9 protein-coding genes are annotated in these 16578 nt (G+C 70.9%); 6 read left to right on the forward strand and 3 right to left on the reverse strand.

Annotated features, from left to right (window positions below; translation table 11 throughout):
• Positions 1-212 precede the first annotated feature (212 nt).
• From AB0761_RS32800 to AB0761_RS32825, 6 genes are read left to right on the forward strand one after another with little or no spacing between them, the layout of a single operon-like run.
• Positions 213-1607, forward strand: a complete 1395-nt coding sequence (locus AB0761_RS32800) for a class I adenylate-forming enzyme family protein (protein WP_377272870.1) — start codon at positions 213-215, stop codon at positions 1605-1607.
• Positions 1604-3061: a condensation domain-containing protein gene (locus AB0761_RS32805; protein ID WP_377272871.1), complete on the forward strand. Its 1458-nt coding sequence runs from the start codon at positions 1604-1606 to the stop codon at positions 3059-3061. Before AB0761_RS32800 ends, AB0761_RS32805 begins: the two co-directional genes overlap by 4 nt.
• Positions 3058-3972, forward strand: a complete 915-nt coding sequence (locus AB0761_RS32810; RefSeq protein ID WP_377272872.1) for a thiamine pyrophosphate-dependent dehydrogenase E1 component subunit alpha — start codon at positions 3058-3060, stop codon at positions 3970-3972. The genes AB0761_RS32805 and AB0761_RS32810 overlap by 4 nt, the downstream gene beginning before the upstream one ends.
• Positions 3969-4937 carry an alpha-ketoacid dehydrogenase subunit beta gene (locus tag AB0761_RS32815; RefSeq protein WP_377271348.1) on the forward strand — a complete coding sequence of 323 codons (969 nt, stop codon included), beginning with the start codon at positions 3969-3971 and terminating at the stop codon, positions 4935-4937. Before AB0761_RS32810 ends, AB0761_RS32815 begins: the two co-directional genes overlap by 4 nt.
• Entirely contained in the window at positions 4930-6030 is a 1101-nt protein-coding gene (locus tag AB0761_RS32820; RefSeq protein ID WP_377272873.1) for a 2-oxo acid dehydrogenase subunit E2, read from the forward strand. The genes AB0761_RS32815 and AB0761_RS32820 overlap by 8 nt, the downstream gene beginning before the upstream one ends.
• On the forward strand, positions 6031-11406 hold the full coding sequence (locus AB0761_RS32825; RefSeq protein ID WP_377272874.1) for an amino acid adenylation domain-containing protein: 5376 nt from the start codon (positions 6031-6033) through the stop codon (positions 11404-11406).
• Positions 11407-11476: 70 nt separating this feature from the next.
• On the opposite strand, the gene AB0761_RS32830 is transcribed toward AB0761_RS32825, so the two are convergent.
• The 3 genes from AB0761_RS32830 to AB0761_RS32840 all read right to left on the reverse strand — a co-directional run bounded on the left by AB0761_RS32830 (position 11477) and on the right by AB0761_RS32840 (position 16422).
• Positions 11477-12700, reverse strand: a complete 1224-nt coding sequence (locus AB0761_RS32830) for an arylsulfotransferase family protein (RefSeq protein ID WP_377272875.1) — start codon at positions 12698-12700, stop codon at positions 11477-11479.
• A 951-nt stretch (positions 12701-13651) separates the two neighbouring features.
• Positions 13652-14128, reverse strand: coding sequence for a (2Fe-2S)-binding protein (locus AB0761_RS32835; RefSeq protein WP_377272876.1), 477 nt, complete (start codon positions 14126-14128; stop codon positions 13652-13654).
• Positions 14129-14136: 8 nt separating this feature from the next.
• Complete coding sequence (locus AB0761_RS32840; protein WP_377274456.1) at positions 14137-16422, reverse strand: molybdopterin cofactor-binding domain-containing protein; 2286 nt, start codon at positions 16420-16422, stop codon at positions 14137-14139.
• Between the last annotated feature and the right edge of the window lie 156 nt (positions 16423-16578).

Here is a 16578-nt window from a genome sequence, read left to right on the forward strand (position 1 = left end):
CCACGGCCACGGGTCCGAGCAAGCGATTCGACAGCCTGTGATTCACATGCTCGACCGACGTCCGGAGGGTTGACGGGTCTGGGGGAGGATGTCAGTCTGAGCCCGGCTCAGTCAATGAGCTGTTACCGGGGGTTGTGCTCGCCATCGACGCTGAGCCGCTTCCTTTCTTTTGCCGCCGGCATCCGGCGCCACAACAGGGGGACGACCAGTACGTGAGCACGACCCTGTGCGAGCTGCTTCGTGCACGTGCCGAGGCAGAGCCCGACCGCGAGGCGATGACCGTCAGCGGCGTCGGCACCTTGACCTTCGCTGAGTGGCAACGGCGTTCGGACGCGGTTGCCGCCGGTCTGCTGGGCCGCGGAGTCGCCCGCGGTGAGCGGATCGGGCTGGTCTTCGGCAACGCCGACTGGCTCGAGTACGCCGTTGCCTTCTTCGGTGTACTGAAGGCCGGAGCCGTCGCGGTCCCCCTCTCCGACAGGCTGAGCCGGGCGGACACCGACGCGATGTTCGGACACTGCGGTGCGACGCTGGTGCTGCGCCCGGGTGAACTCCCCACCGCCGAAGGAGAGCCGGCGCCGCCCGGGGCCGGGGACCTGGCGCAGATCCTGTACACCTCGGGCACCACCGGCCGGCCCAAGGGCGTGGCCGCCACCCATGGCAACCTGGCGCACGGCTGGGGCGGCCGCCGCAGGCCGTTTGCGCACTCCCGCCATCTGGCGCACGCCTTCCCGATCGGCACCAACGCCGGACAGTGGATGCTCGCCAACGCCATCGGCGCCCATCCCGCCGTGGTCACCCTCGGCCGCTTCACCCCGGGCCGCTTCGCCAGGATGATCGAGCAGTACCGGGCCGGCACGGTGTTCCTGGTCCCCACCATGGCGATCGAACTGCTCGCCGCGGGCGCGCACACCAGGTCCGACCTGTCCAGCGTGCTGCTGCTGGGCTCCGCGGCCGCGCCGCTGCCAGGCAAGGTCGCCGCCGAACTCACCACGGCCTTCCCCAAGGCGACGATCGCCAACTACTACACCTCCACCGAGGCCGCCCCGGCGCAGACCGTGATGCTCTACGACGCGCAGCGCCCCTCCAGCGTCGGCAGGCCGGCGTCCGGCGGCGCGGTCAAGGTCGCCACGGCGGACGGTGAGCCGGTGCCCGCGCACACCACTGGCGAGGTGTGGATGCGCTCCCCGACGGCCACCCGCAGCTACTACGGCGACGACGCCGCCTCCGAGACCGTCTTCCGCGGCGGCTGGGTCCGGATGGGCGACCTCGGCTACCTCGACGAGGACGGCTACCTCTATCTGGTCGACCGGGAGAGCGACGTCATCAAGTCCGGTGCGCACAAGGTCTCCACCCTCCATGTCGAGGAGGCGGTGTACCAGCACCCGGACGTCGTGGAGGCCGCCGCATTCGGCGTGCCACACTCTGCGCTCGGCAAGGCGGTCGCCGTCGCCGTGGTGGGCACTGTCGACCACGCCGACCTGCGGACCTTTCTCAAGGACCGTCTGGCCCCCCATGAACTGCCGCACCACCTCCTCACGCTCGACGCCCTGCCGCGCAACCACGGCGGCAAGGTGGACAAACGCGCACTTCGAGAGGTCGTCCTTTGAGCCAGCTCTCCTTCACCCAGCACGGGATGTGGATCGCCGCACGAATGGGCGCTGCGACCGCCTACCACATGCCCATTGTGATCAGCCTTGCCACGGCCCCGGATCGCAGCGCGCTCGCCAAGGCCTGCGCCGCCGTCGTCGAGCGGCACCCGCTGCTGGGCAGCGCCCTGCGGGAGAGCGACGGCGAACCCCGGCTGGTGCCCACGGCGGAACTGCCCTCGCTGGAGTCGGCGGAGTCGATCGAGGAGGTCGTCACCCGGCCGTTCGACCTCGGCACCGGTCCCCTGGTCCGCTTCGCCCTGGTCGGTGAGGAGACCCTGGTCGTCGTCGCCCACCACCTGGTCTTCGACGGGCACTCCAAGGACCTGCTGGTCGCCGATCTGGCGGCCTACTACCGGGGCGACACACCCGCCGACCTGGTGCACTCCGACCATGTGGGCGCCCAGCGCGAGCGGGTGGCAGCCCGGCTGGAGGACGCCGCCGGGTTCTGGACGGGGCGCTGGCACGAGCCGACCGGCACCGCCGTACCCGGTGAGGTGCTGCACTCACGCGGAGCCGCCGACGCGGAGGTGCTGGAGTTCCCGCTGGAGATCCCCGCACTCGACGGAGTGACGCCGTTCGAGGTTCTGGTGGCCGCGGTCCATGCACTGCTCGGCTCGTACGGGAACCCCGAGGTGGTCACCGCTCTGGACCTCTCCACCCGCACGGAGGCGGAGTCCGGCCACATCGGTCCCTATGTCAATGAGCTGCCGCTCTTCTCCCGGCCGGCCGCCGGGACGCCCTTCGCGGAGTTCGCCGCGCAGGTGCGCGCCGAACTGCGGGAGCTCTACCGCTTCCGTGAGGTTCCGCTGGCCCGGGCGGTACCCGGGATCCGGCCGCATGCCGCGCTCGCCCCGGTGTCGATCAGCTATCGGCGTCTGCCGGACGCACCGAGCCCGCTGGGCGACGTCCAGTGGCTCGCCTTCAACCACAGCGTCCGGGGCGTCCTGCAGCTGCAGATCGCCCACGGGGCGCAGGGCGCCGTCGCGAGCCTCCGCCACGACCCGCTGGAGCTGTCCGACGCCGGGCGCTTCGCCGACGACCTGACCCGGCTGCTCGCCGCGGTCGCCCAGGAGCCCGGGCGTCCGCTGGGCGGCCTGGCGGACTTCGCGGCCGTACCGCCGCAGAGCGCCGGCACATCGGAGAGTTCCGTTCCGGCATCGCCGGCGGCAGCGGCGGCAGCGGCGGTGTCCGCAGGCGATCCGCTGGTCGAGGAGGTCCGGGCGATCTGGGAGCAGGTGCTGGAGCTGGCGCCGATCGGGCTGGACGACGACATCTTCGACCTGGGCGGCCACTCGCTGACGATCACTCAGATCGTGGCCCGTATGCAGCAGCAGCTGGGGCTGGAGATCTCGCTGGACGACTTCTTCGACAACCCCACCATCGCGGGCGTGATTGCCGTGATCAGACGATGACCGCCCCCGCGGTCGCGCTGCCGGAGCACGCCCCGCCCCTGGAGCTGTCGGACGAGGATCTGTCGTTGATGCTGACGATCCGGGCGTTCGAGTTGAAGCTGCTGGAGTTGTTCGAGCGGGGGATGTTGAACGGGACGACTCATACCTGTCTGGGGCAGGAGTACATCCCGGTGGCGATGGAGGGGTTGCTGGCCCCCGGTGACCATGTGTTCAGCAACCATCGGGGGCATGGGCACTATCTGGCCCGGTACCGGGATCCGGAGGGGTTGCTGGCGGAGATCATGGGTCGTGAGGGTGCTGTCTGTGGTGGTGTGGGTGGCAGTCAGCACATTCGGCGGGAGCGGTATGTGTCCACCGGGGTGCAGGGGGAGAGTCTGCCGGTGGCGTGTGGGGTGGCGTTGCATCTGAAGCGGGTGGAGCCGGGGTCGTTGGCGTGTGTCTATGTCGGTGACGGGACCTTTGGTGAGGGTGCGGTGTACGAGGCGTTGAATCTGGCGTCGTTGTGGGGTCTGCCGTTGGTGGTGGTGGTGGAGAACAACGGGATTGCGCAGTCCACGCCCACGGGTCGTCATTTGGCGGGGGGTATTGCGGGGCGGGCTGCGGCGTTCGGGGTGGAGTACCGGTTCACCGATTCGGTGGATGTGGCGGGGATCCGGCGGTTGTTGGGTCCTGCGGTGGAGGCGGTTCGTGGTGGGGTGCCGTTGGTGGTGGAGTTTGCCACGCAGCGGTTGGGGCCGCACAGCAAGGGTGATGACACCCGGTCCGAGGCGGCGGTGGCGCAGGCGAGGGCGGCTGACTGGTATCCGCGGTATGCGCAGGCGCAGCCGGTGCGGTTCGAGCAACTGGATCTGGAGGCCAGGGCGCTTGTCGAGGCTGTGGCTGTGGATGTGGCGGGGCGGGGGTTGTCATGAGGGTGGCGGAGAATCTGAATGCCGCGTTGCATGGGTTGATGGAGCGTGAGGCGGGGCTGTTTGTGCTGGGTGAGGATGTGCTGGATCCGTACGGGGGTGCGTTCAGGATCACTCGTGGGTTGTCGACCCGGTTTCCGGAGCGGGTGCTGTCGACGCCGATCAGTGAGAGTGCGATCACGGGGGTGGCGGCGGGTCTGGCGTTGGCTGGGGACAGTGCCGTGGTGGAGGTGATGTTCGGTGATTTTGCGACGTTGGCTTTCGACCAGTTGGTGAATTTTGCGGCGAAGTCGGTGTCGATGTACGGGTCGCGGGTGCCGATGCGGATGGTGCTGCGGTGTCCGGTGGGTGGGGGGCGGGGGTACGGTCCGACGCACAGTCAGAGTCTGCAGAAGCATTTTGTGGGTGTGCCGGGGCTGGAGTTGTACGAGGTCTCGCCGTTCCGTGACAACGCCGAGGTGTTCGCGGAGATGCTGGCGCGTGAGGTGCCGTGTGTGCTGTTCGAGGACAAGGTTCTGTACACCCGGGCGATGGACGAGGTGCAGGAGCCGTTCTCGCTGCGGCGTGAGGGTGGGACGGCCCGGGTGTTCCTGGAGGGTGTGGAGCCGGACTGTGTGATCGTGGCGGGTGGGGGAGTGGCGCATCGGGTCATGGAGGCGATGCGGTCGCTGCTGGTGGAGGAGGAGGTGGTCTGCACGCTGTTGGTTCCCTCGCGGCTCTATCCGGTCGAGGTCGAGCTGCCGTCGGTCCGTCATGTGGTGGTGGTGGAGGAGGGTACGGCGGGTGGGACGTGGGGTGCGGAGGTGGCCCATGTTCTGCATCAGCGGTACTGGTCGCAGTTGGCGCGGCCGGTGAGGCTTGTCCACTCTGCCGACTCGGTGATTCCCACCGCCCCCCATCTGGAGCGTGAGGTGCTGGTCAGTGCCTCCGCCGTCCACCGCGCCATCCTGGAGACTCTGCGTGGCTGACCTGCTGGTTCCCAAGCTCAACAACAACGACACCGACTATGTGCTGACCGAGTGGCTGGTCAAGGACGGCGATCCGGTCCTCGCCGGTGATCCGGTGGTGGTCCTGGAGACCTCCAAGGCCGCCGAGGAAGTGGAGGCCGACACCGCCGGCACACTGCGCCACATCGCCACCGTGGGCTCCCGCTGCCGGCCGGGCCAGGCGATAGCCCAGGTGGGGGACGGCTCCGCGCCCTCCCTCCCGGTGCCTCGGGTACCGGGCACCGATACGCAGTCGGGCTCCGGCGGCCCCGTGGTCACCCGCCCCGCGCAGGCCCGCATCGACGAACTCGGGATCACCGCCGAGCAGATCGCCTCCCTCGGCGTACCCGTCGTCCGCCTCGCCGACGTCGAGGCGCTCCGGCCGGTCCCCGGCGCTTCGGCTGCCGACGCCGCCGTTCCTGACGCCGCGTCCGATGCGCGCAGTGCTCAGGGCACTCCGCTGGCCGGGGTGCAGCTGGGCGTCGCCAGGGCGGTGGAGCTCTCCCATCGGACCATCCCGGCCGCGTACACCGTGGTGCGGATGGATCTGGGTCCGGCGCTCACCCGGGCCCGGGAGCTGACCCGGACCGTGCGCCGTCCGGTGGGCCTGGCCGAGCTCTTCGTCCAGCATGTCGCCGCGCTGCACGGGGACTTCCCCCGTTTCTTCGCCGCCGTCGACGGAACGACCGCCACCCTGGCGGACGCCCCGCACATCGGGGTCACCGTGGACCTCGGCGAGGGGCTCTACGTCCCCTGCATCCGCGACGCCGCGGACCGCACCATCGGGGAGATCGCCACCCAGCTGATGAAGTACCGCCTGGCCGCCACCACCGGAGCCTTCCGGGAGGCGGACCTCACCGGGGCCAACTTCGTCGTCACCCTCCACACCGACGCCGATGTGGTGCTGGCCGTCCCCTTCATCCTGCCCGGCACCGTCTGCGCGCTGGCGGTCACCTCACCACAGGACGGCGCCCCCGCCAACATCGGGCTCGCCTACGACCACCGGCTGATCAACGGCCGAGACGCTGCCCTCTTCCTGCGGGCGCTGAAGAACTCCGTAGAAGGGCTCAACTGAATGTCGGCCGTCGAACTGTCCGAGGCGAAGCGGGAACTGCTCAGACGCAGGCTGACCGCCCGCCGCGAGACGCAGGGCATCCCGGCCCGGCCCGAGGGGAGCGAGCCGGTGCTCGCCCCGGCCCAGGAGCCCCTGTGGTTCATGGAGCAGTACAGCCCCGGGACCGCCACGTACACCATCGTCCTGGCCGTCCGACTGCACGGCCCGCTCGATGTGGCGCGGCTGGAGCAGGCGCTCGCCGAACTGCCCCGCCGGCACGACAGCCTGCGGCACCGGTTCCCGGCCGACGCGGACGGCCGCCCCGCGGTCCTGCTGGTGGACGAGGCGGCCGTGCCGCTGGCCCGGGCCGAGGCGGCGACCGAGGAGGAGGCCGTCGCCCGGATCAACGCCGAGTGCGGTGTCCCGCTCGACCCCGCGCATGGACCGCTGCTGCGCGCACTGCTGGTCGAGCGCAGCGGCGAGGACCATGTCCTGGCGCTGCTGGCGCACCACCTCGTCGCCGACGGCCAGGCCGCCCAGCTGCTGGTCCGCGACCTGCTGGCGCTCTACCGCGGGGAGAACCCGGAGCCGCCGGCGGTGCGTTTCGGCGACATCGCGGCATGGCAGCGCGAGCGCACCCATGAGCGGGACACCGCCCACTGGGTGGGCGAGCTGGCCGACCTGCCGCGTCTGGAGCTGACCTGCGACCGGCCCAGGCCCGCACGTCAGCGCTTCGAGGGCGCCTCCGTGGTGCGGATCCTCGACGCCGGGCTCACCACCGCCGTGGAGGAGCTGGGCAGCCGGCACAACGCCACCCGGTTCATGACCGTCCTCACCGCCTTCGAGGCGTTGCTCTCCCGGTACACGGGTCAGCAGCACTTCGGCGTGGGCACCCCGGTGGCGGGGCGCACCAGGCCGGAGTTCGAGGGCGTGGTCGGCATGTTCGTCAACACGCTCGTCCTCCAGGCACGGCTCGAGGACGACCCCTCCTTCACCGAACTGCTGAGCCGCACCCGGAACGTGGTGATCGACGCCCTGGACCACCAGGAGCTGCCGTTCGCCCGCCTGGTCGACGAACTCAATGTGCCGCGCGACCCGAGCAGGCAGCCCCTGATCGACGTGCTCTTCTCGATGCACGACTTCCCCGCCGCCACCGGCGCCGAGGGCAGCGGCGACCTCCAGGTCAGCGACTACCTGCTCGCCCCGGGCTCCTCCCGCCACGACCTGGAGCTCTACGTCGTACCCACCGGCGACGGTGCACTCGCGTGCACCTTCACCTACAAGACCTCGCTCTTCGAGGCGGCCACCGTCGAGCGGATGGCCGGGCACCTGGAGACCCTGCTGGGGGCCGCCCTCGCACAGCCCGGCACACCGGTCAGCAGGCTGCCGCTGCTGGACGACTCCGAGCGGGAACAGCTTGACGCCTGGAACGACACCGCCGCCGACTTCCCCTCGGATGCCACGCTCCACGGTCTGATCGAGGACCAGGTCCGGCGGACCCCCGAGGCGACCGCCGTCACCATCGCGGGCTCCTCGCTCAGCTACGCCGAACTGGACGCACGTGCCAACCAGGTGGCGCACCGGCTGCTCGCCGAGGGCGTCGGCACCGGCTCCCTGGTGGGCGTCCTCGCCGAGCGCTCGCTGGAGCTGGTCGTCGGACTGCTGGGCACCATGAAGACCGGTGCGGCCTATGTGCCGCTGGACCCCGAGTACCCGGCGGAGCGGCTGGAGTTCATGCTCTCCGACGCCGCGGCTCCGGTGGTCCTCACCCAGAGCCGCCTGATCGACGACGCCGGGGAGGACGCACCGGCCACGGGTGACGCCACCGTCCTGCGGCTGGACCGCGCCGAGCTGTGGGACGGGCAGCCGACCACGGCCCCGGAGGCCGCCGGCGGACCGGAGACCCCCGCGTACATGATCTACACCTCCGGCTCGACCGGCCGCCCCAAGGGTGTGCCCAACAGCCACCGGGGCATCGTCAACCGCCTGGACTGGATGCAGAAGCAGTACCGCCTGACCGCGGCGGACACCGTCCTGCAGAAGACCCCGGCCAGCTTCGACGTCTCGGTCTGGGAGTTCTTCTGGCCGCTGCTCTCGGGCGCCCGGCTGCTGCTCGCCGAGCCCGGCGGCCATCGCGACCCCGGCTATCTGCGGGAGCTGATCGAGGCCGAGGGCGTCACCACCGCGCACTTCGTCCCCACCATGCTCGGCCTCTTCCTCGCCGAGGACGGCGCCGCGAACTGCACCTCGCTGCGCCGCATCATCTGCAGCGGCGAGGAGCTGCCGGTCGACCTGGCGCTGCGCTGCCTGAAGACGCTCCCCGCCGAGCTGCACAACCTCTACGGCCCCACCGAGGCCGCCATCGACGTCTCCTCCTGGCAGTGCACCCCCGCCGGGCTGGAGGGACGGGCCCGCACGCCCATCGGCACGCCCATCCAGAACGTCACCATGCACATCCTCGACGCCCACCGCGAACCCGTGCCGGTCGGTGTCCCCGGAGAGCTGCACCTCGGCGGGGTCGCGGTGGCCCTCGGCTACCACCGGCGGCCCGAGCTGACCGCGGAACGCTTCGTCGACGGCCTCTACCGCACCGGCGACGCCGCCCGCCGACTGCCCGACGGGACCGTCGAGTTCCTCGGACGGCTCGACAACCAGGTGAAACTCCGCGGCCTGCGGATCGAACTCGGCGAGATCGAGGCCGCCCTGCGGGACAAGGCAGGCGCCCGTGAGGCCGCCGTCGTGGTCAGCGAGGACAAGCGCCTGGTCGCCTATCTCGTCGACGGACCAGCCGAGGCCGCACAGGCACGGGACGCGATCCGCGGGACTCTTCCCGACTACATGGTCCCCTCGCACTTCGTCGCGCTCGACGCGCTGCCGCTGACCCCCAGCGGCAAACTGGACCGCAAGGCGCTGCCCGCGCCCGAGGTCACCGCCGCCGAGTACCGCGAACCGGCCACCGATGTCCAACGGGTGATCGCCGCCGTCTGGGCCGAGGTACTGGAGGTCGAACGGATCGGCCTGGACGACGACTTCTTCGACCTCGGCGGCCACTCGCTGCTGGCGATCCAGGTGGTCGCCAAGCTCCGCACCGCGCTGCCCGCGGGCGGCCGGCCGGTCGGCCTGGTCGACATGTTCTCCTGCCGCACCGTCGGCGAACTGGCCGACTTCGCCTCCGAGGCGGTCCCCGACGGACCGCGGGCCCTGCTCCAGCGGCTCACCCCGCGCCGCACCGCCACGGTCACCTATGTCTGCGTGCCGTACGGGTCCGGCAGCGCCATCGTCTACCAGCCGCTCGCCGACGCGCTCCCGGCCGACGAGGCCCTGTACGCGCTCTCCATACCCGGCAACGACATCGGCCTGGACGAGGAGCCGATGGAGTTCGACGAACTGGCCGCGCGGACCACCGAGGAGATCCTCCAGATCGAGGGTCCGCTCGTCATCTACGGCCACTGCGGCGTCGGCGCCGCACTCGCCGTGGAACTCGCCCGCCGGGTCGAGGCCGAGGGGCGGCGGGTCGAAGCCTGCTACATCGGTGCGATCTTCCCGTTCGCCAAGCCGGGCGGCATGTGGCGCAGGCTCACCCGCCCGGACTTCTTCGAGCGGCTGCGCAGCAGCCAGAGCGACCTGGACTCGCTCAAGGCCCGCGGTGTCGACCTCGACGAGCTCGACCCGGCGGTCGCCGACCGGATCATCCGTACGATGCGCCATGACTCCAAGGCCGCCGAGGAGTACTTCACCAAGCTCTTCGACGCGCCCGACCGGCAGAAGATGCGCGCCCCGATCGTCTCCGTGGTGGGGGACCGCGACCCGGCGACCCAGCTCTACGAGGAGCGCTACAAGGAGTGGCGCTTCCTCACCGACACCTCGGCGCTGGTCGTCCTCGACGAGGGCGGGCACTTCTTCCTGCGCTACCGGGCGAAGGAACTGGCCGATGTGGTCCGCACCCACACCCGGCTGGACGCGCCCCCGCCCCGCGGCGAGCAGGACACCTGGTGGGTGCAGGAGGTCGCCACCCCGGAGTCGGAGGCGGCGGCCAAGGAGCGGGCGGACTCGGAGGTGCGGCCGAGCATGGGCCGCTTCCTCACGATCGCGGGCGGCCAGCAGATCTCCCTGATCGGCTCGGCGCTCACCGGCTGGGCACTGCCGCTCACCGTGCTGGTGGACTCCAAGTCCATCGCCCAGTTCTCCCTGCTCGCGGTGCTCAACCTGGCCGGCCTGCTGATCTCGCCGCTCGCCGGAGCGATCGTGGACCGGGGCAGCCGCAGACGCGTCATGATGCTCGCCGACTGTGCCTCCGGCGGGATCGAGGCGATCCTGGCGGTGCTGGTGCTGACCGGCGGCATCCATCTCTGGCAGATCTACATCCTGATCACGGCGCTGTCGGTCAGTACCACCTTCCAGCGGCTGGCCTACGGTTCCGCGGTACCGCAGCTGGTGCCCAAGCAGTACCTGGGCCATGCCATCGGCGTGACCCAGATGACCAATGGCGTCGCCCAGCTGGTCGTGCCCCTGATCGCCGCGGGACTGCTCAATCTGATGGGCCTGGGCGGAATCGTCGTCATCGACGTCATCAGCTACGCCTTCGCCATCGGTGTGGTGCTCTTCGTCCGGTTCCCCAACACCCTGCCCTGGCGGCCCCGGGAGCCGCTGACCACCGAGATCGCCAAGGGCTTCAGCTACACCTGGCGGGACCGCGGACTGCGCTCGATCCTGGCGTTCTTCGCGGTGCTCAACATCTTCCTCTCCCCGCTGCTGCTCCTGGTCTCCCCGCTGGTGCTCTCCTTTGCCACGCTCGCCGACGTGGGCCGCGTCTCCGTGGTGACCGGCCTGGGTGTGATGCTGGGCGGGACGACGATGGCGCTGTGGGGCGGGCCGCGCAGCCGGCGGTTCCACGGTGTGCTGGTCACCACGGTCTGCATGGCCGCCGGCGGTGTCCTGGTCAGCCTGCGGCCCTCGCTCTGGCTGATCGGCGCCGGGGCGTTCGCCCTGACGTTCTTCCTGACCATCATGAACTCGGTGTACTCGACGATCGTCCAGCTCAAGGTCCCCTACCGCTACCACGGCCGGGTCTTCGCGCTGAACACGCTGGTGGCCTGGTCCACCCTGCCGATCGGCATGGGACTGGTGGCACCCTTCGGTTCCGAGTTCTTCAACCGTCTGCTCGCCCCGCACGGAGCGCTGGCGTCCACGGCCGGCACGATCGTCGGCGTGGGCCCGGGCCGGGGCGTGGCCTTCATGTTCCTGCTCTGCTCGGTCGGCATGGTGCTGGTCGTGGCGGGTGCGCTGCGGATCCGGCGGCTGGCACGCTTCGACGCCGAGATGCCCGACGCCCTCCCCGACGACCTGCTCGGCGTGGAGGCCCTGGCGGAGAAGCGCGAACCCGCCCTGGTCGGCTGACCCGGCCCCCGGCCGGGCCCGCCGAGACCGATGGTCGCAGGCGGGCCCGGCCGGGGCGGACGCGTACGGGTCACTTCCAGTCGAAGCGGTACGCCCGGTAGGTGTTCACCCCCTCCGGGAAGCGGGCGTGGAACAGCAGCTTCCCGGAGGGGCTGAACTCCGAGACATACGGCAGCGATCCCCACCCGACGACGAGGTCGCCGTTCCGCAGCGTCTGCGCGTTCCCCTGCGACGGCGCGGTGAGCCCGTCCGGCTGATCGGTGGTGCGCAGCAGCGTCGCCCGGTGCGTCCGGGGGTCGAGGCGGAAGGTGACCACGCGGCTGTACGGCAGCTCGGAGACGGCCCCGGCCCCGGAGTTGGCCAGCCCGGCGGACTCATTGTCGAAGACGGTGTAGAGGCCGTTGCCGAGCGGCTGCGGGTCGTGCTGCCAGGCGAAGAACCTCCCGGCGCTGTTCAGCACCTGGCCGGGCGCGGTGGTCAGCTTGAAGGAGCTGTCCTTGCCGCCGAGCCGCCAGTGGATCGCGCCGGTGCGCGGCGACACCGCATAGGTGGTCCAGGTGTTGCGGGCGTCGATGAGCAGGTCGCCGTTGGTGTCGGGGGTGACGGCGTTGAGGTGGAACCAGTCCCAGGGCGTGCTCGCCGAGGACGGCAGCGGCTGCTCGCTCTGCGCATAGGGCACATGGTCGCTGCTCTTCCACTGGAACAGCACCTTGCCGGTGGGGATGTCGATCTCCTGCACGATCCCGTCGATCACCTTCTGGTCGGCCGGGCCGCCGATGGAGGTGAGGTCGGCGGTCTCCTCGGCGTAGGACACGACCAGCGCCGTGTTCCGAGGCGTGATCAGGAACTCATGGCCGTCGGCGGAGTAGCCGTTCCCCGCCTTCACCGTGGCGATCTTCCGGTAGTGGTCGTCGTAGATGTAACCGACGCCCTGGGAGAGCCCGCCGAGCCCGGTGCCCTGCCACCAGGTGAGCACCGGCTTGCCCCGGTAGGTCTGCTTGCGGAAGTCGGCGGCCTCCTCACCGGCGGGCACCGAGTGGGACCAGACGACCTTCCTGCCGTCGTGGCTGAGGATCTCCACGCCGCTGGCGTAGGCGCCCGTGCCCGACTGCACATAGGGCGAGACGAAGAGGTCCCCGCTGCCGGTCCGCGCGTCGCCGGTGAGGACGGTCACCGGCGGTACCACCGGGCTCGGCGACGCTGCGGCCGAGGCCCCGCCCACCGGGAGTGCGGCCGCGAGAACGGTGGTCGCCGCCACCGCCAGCAGCTGTGCGGTACGGGTGTTCTTCTGCATGGTGAGACTCCTTGAGGTCCAGGACCGGACAGGTGTTGTCGACGGAATCCGGCAGGTGACGCCTGCAGGGCAGGCGTCGGCGCGCGAACGCATCGCCGGTTCCGGGGTTCGGGGGTGCAGGGGAGGACCCACCAGGGTCGGGGCGCTGCGGCGCAGACCGGGGAGGGAGGAGGCCGGGCGCAGGAGCACTGCTCCGACGGCCGGTGTGATTCAGCGTCCGAGAACTGACGATCCATCAGAAGTCGGGCGGCGGCGGTCCGGTAGCCGGGCATGCCGCTGCAGGGCGGTGTGCGCCGGAGGCTCAGGGCTGGGGTGCCGAACGGCCGGCGGTGCAGCGTCCCGCGGTCGTCTGCACCGCATGGAGGCAGGGCTGCGCCGAGCGGCAGGGCGGAGCGGGCGGCCCGAGCTCAGCGCCGGCCGGGGTTCACGCCTGTCGGCAACCCGGGGTCGCGCCCGGACACAGGGCGCTGTCCATCCGCATCAGGTCCACATGGCGACGGGCGACGTGCAGATCGAAGGACCCGTGCGGACGTGTCGCGCCACCGCTGTGCCGTGCGCACATGTCCGCCCCCTCGATTCATTCGGCCCCTCGGGGCTCCGTAGCGGCAGGACGACGTCCGTGCTGCCGGTGTCGCTGACCGCAGCCCATGCCCGCGGGGCGGGTGGCTCCGGTCGGCAGGCCATGACCGTGATCAACAAGTACGGTAGCCCTCTGACCGCGGCCGGACAATCGATCGTCGTGTGACGGGCGTCACTGGACCTCCGTCGGGGCCGTCAGGGGCGTGGGTGGGCAGCTGCGGACCAGTCCTCCTGTGCCGTCCGGAGGCCGCCTCGGGACGCCGCCGGCGCACAGCGGGCCGGGCCGGCGGCGGCGCCCATCGGGGCGAGTCCGAGACGGCCCCCGGGCCCCCGATACCTCACCCCGGCGGCCGTACTGGTTCTGATGGAACGTCAGAACTGCTGCGCCGCCGCCGTGATCGCCTCACGGATGCGGTGGTAGGTGCCGCAGCGGCAGATGTTGCGGATCTCGTCGAAGTCGGCGTCGCCGATCTCGCGGCCTGCCGCACGGGCCTGCCGGACCTTGGCGACGGCGGCCATGATCTGACCGGGCTGGCAGTACCCGCACTGGGCGACGTCGTACTCCAGCCAGGCCTCCTGCATGGGGTGCAGTTCCCGGCCGACGGTGGCGGGCAGGCCCTCGATGGTGGTGACCTCGTCGGTCGGCTGGATGTCCTTGACCGGGACCGAGCAGGGGTTGAAGGCCCGGCCGTTGATGTGGCTGGTGCAGGCCTGGCAGACGCCGAGTCCGCAGCCGTACTTGGGACCGGTGACGCCCAGGACGTCGCGGAGCACCCACAGCAGCCGGACGTCGTCCTCGACGTCCGCGGTGACCGGCCTGCCGTTGAGGACGAAGGTGTGTCGGGGCACGGTTGCTCCTAGTAGGCGCGGCTCAGACCGTCGGTGGGCGAGGCGGGGATCGGGGGCACGGTGGGCAGCGGGTCGAAGCCGAGGGGGCCGTCGTGGTTGATCGGGAAGGAGGTGGGCATGGTGCCGGTGGCCCGGGTGTAGGCGCAGGCGACCGCGGCCATCGCTCCGGCCACGGCCAGTTCTCCCGCGCCGCCGGGGGTTGAGGTGGTCGGCGGCATCACGATGATCTGCAGCTCGGGCGGGGTGTTCCACTGGCGGGTGTAGAAGTACTCGTCCCAGCTGCCCTCGAGGAAGTGGCCGTCCTTCAGGTGCAGGCCGGAGCTGAGTGTGATGGCGATGCCGTCCATGATGCCGCCCATCATCTGGGCCTCAAGACCGCGCGGGTTGACGGCGAGGCCGACGTCCACGGCGCAGACGACCTTGGTGACGCGCGGGCCGGCGTAGGCGTCCGGGATCTGCCGTCCGGTGGTCTGCGGGCGGCAGTCGATCTCCGCCAGCACGGCCACAAAGGCGTGGTACTCGGGGTGGAGGGCGATTCCCTGCGCGGTGCCCGCGGGCATGGCGCGGCCCCAGGACCCGACCTGCGCGACCTTGTCGAGAACGGCCCTGGCCCGGTCGTCCTTGAGGAGCCCGCGGCGGAACTCATAGGGATCCCTGCCCGTCCCGGCGGCGAGCCGGTCGACGACGAGCTCCTGCGCGCAGCGGACGTTGGGGGAGTAGATATTGCGCATACTGCCGGTGTTGAAGCCCTTGTCGACCTCGCTGAGCAGCTGGGTGGTGACCCCGAGGTTGTAGGGGGTCTGCTGGCTGAGCTCGAAGATGGTCTCGGAGAAGCCGAGGCCGCCGACGGGAAGCTTCGCCGCCAGCGAGGTGATGATCTCGCCCAGCCCGTGGCCGAAGTCGGTGGCGACCGAGGTATGGCGCTGCTCGTAGGTGAGGACGTTGCCGAGCGCATAGGTGGCGCGGACCCGGGAGGTGGACATCGGGTGGACCCGGCCCTGGCGGAAGTCGTCGGTGCGGTGCCACATCAGCTTGACCGGCACGCCCATGACCTTGGATATCTCCGCGGCCTCACGGGCCGCATCATGGAAGAGCCGCCGCCCGAAGGAGCCGCCGCCCTGGGTGACATGCACGGTGACGGCCGAGGGCGGCAGCCCGAGTTCGGCCGCGATCGCCTCCTGGGCGACGATCGGTGACTTGAGCGAGGCCCAGATCTCCGCCCGGTCGGCCCTGACGTCGGCGATCGCGCAGTTGGGCTCCAGCGCGCTGTTGCTGGCGAAGTGGAAGGTGAAGCGGGCGTCGACGGCCTTGGTCAGCAGGTCCAGCGGCGGTACGACCAGCGGGAGCTCCGCGTTGTGCAGCTCCTTGAGCACGGTGGCGTCCGAGGCCCCGTCCTCGGTGCCCGGCCCCCAGGTCACCTGGAGCGCCCGGACGGCGTCGATGCACTGGCCGAAGGTCCGCCCGCGGACCGCGACCCCGGTCGAGACGGTCGCGACACCGGTGATGCCCGGCATCGCCCGGACCTCCGCCAGGTTCTGCACCGAACGGACCGTCCCGTTGATGGTGGGCGGACGGCAGACCATGGTGGGCAGCGCGCCCGGGATGTCCAGGTCCATGGCGAACTGCTTGCGGCCCGTCACCGCGTCGAGCGCATCGATCCGGCTCTGCGGGCTGCCGATGACCTCGAACTGCGACGGAGGCTTGAGCGTCACCGGGACCGGCTGGGTGGTCAGTGCCGCGGCCTTCACGGCCAGCTCGCCGTAGGTGATGCTGCTGCCACCCGCCGAGGTGATGACACCCGCGTGCGCGGTGAGCCCGGACACCGCCTCCCCGAACTCCGCCGCCGCCGCCTCCAGCAGCCGGCCGCGGGCGACGGCCGCCGCCACCCGGATCGGGGTGAAGGTGGAGACGGTGGTGTTGGACCCGCCGGTGAGCTGGTTGAAGAGCAGCTCGGGCCGTGCGTCCGCGAGCGTGACACGGACCTTGTCCAGGGGGATGTCCAGCTCCTCGGCGATCAGCATCGCGCTGGAGGTGGTGACGCCCTGCCCGACCTCGGCGCGCGGCAGGGCGAAGGAGGCCGTGCCGTCGGTGCCGATGGTGATGCTGATCAGGTTCGCGGTCGGCAGTGCCGCGTCGGTGAGCAGATCGTTGAGATCGTAGAGCTCGGACGGCTCAGGGAGCGACGGGACGGCTGCGGCCGCCTCCGAGGGTGCGAGGGCGGACTCGCCGAGCTGCGCCGCCACGGTCAGGGTGGTGCCCGCCAGCACATACCCCAGAAACCGCCGCCGCCCCATCCCCTCGCGGCCAGGACCGCGGCCGGGGCCTGGGCCCGGGATGTCCGAGGCGCACCCCTGTAGATGATCTTGGTCGGTCATCGCCTGTCCCTCCGCCGCACCCGACTCAGAAGCGGAGCCTGGCATACCGCTCCCCGGAGCGCCATGGTGCGTAAC

The organism is Peterkaempfera podocarpi (assembly GCF_042466665.1).
GTDB classification, from domain to species: Bacteria; Actinomycetota; Actinomycetes; order Streptomycetales; family Streptomycetaceae; genus Peterkaempfera; species Peterkaempfera podocarpi.